This window comes from Mesorhizobium sp. M1348 (assembly GCF_040317925.1).
In the GTDB taxonomy this organism is placed as follows: domain Bacteria; phylum Pseudomonadota; class Alphaproteobacteria; order Rhizobiales; family Rhizobiaceae; genus Mesorhizobium.
Window position 1 is genome coordinate 1 of record NZ_JAMYLH010000094.1, and the last position, 507, is coordinate 507.

The window sequence follows — 507 nt, forward strand, 5'->3', positions numbered from 1 at the left end:
TCGCCAAGGAAATCGAGCTTGAGGACAAGTTCGAAAACATGGGCGCGCAGATGGTCCGCGAAGTTGCTTCGAAGACCAACGACATCGCCGGCGACGGCACCACCACCGCGACCGTTCTGGCACAGTCGATCGTCCAGGAAGGCCACAAGTCGGTTGCCGCCGGCATGAACCCGATGGACCTCAAGCGCGGCATCGACCTCGCCGTCGCCGACGTCGTCGCGACGCTGATCAAGAACGCCAAGAAGATCAAGACCTCGGAAGAGGTTGCCCAGGTCGGCACCATCGCCGGCAATGGCGACGTGTCGGTCGGCTCGATGATCGCGGAAGCGATGCAGAAGGTCGGCAATGAGGGCGTCATCACCGTCGAGGAAGCAAAGACCGCCGAGACCGAGCTTGAAGTCGTTGAAGGCATGCAGTTCGACCGCGGCTATCTCTCGCCCTACTTCGTCACCAACGCCGAGAAGATGGTTGCGGATCTGGAAGACGCCTACATTCTTCTCCACGAGA

1 protein-coding gene is annotated in these 507 nt (G+C 60.6%); it reads left to right on the forward strand.

Annotated elements, in window-relative coordinates; translation table 11 throughout:
• Positions 1 to 507 (forward strand): TCP-1/cpn60 chaperonin family protein (locus NKH13_RS35580; RefSeq protein WP_352917506.1); only part of this gene is annotated, 507 nt, incomplete at both ends.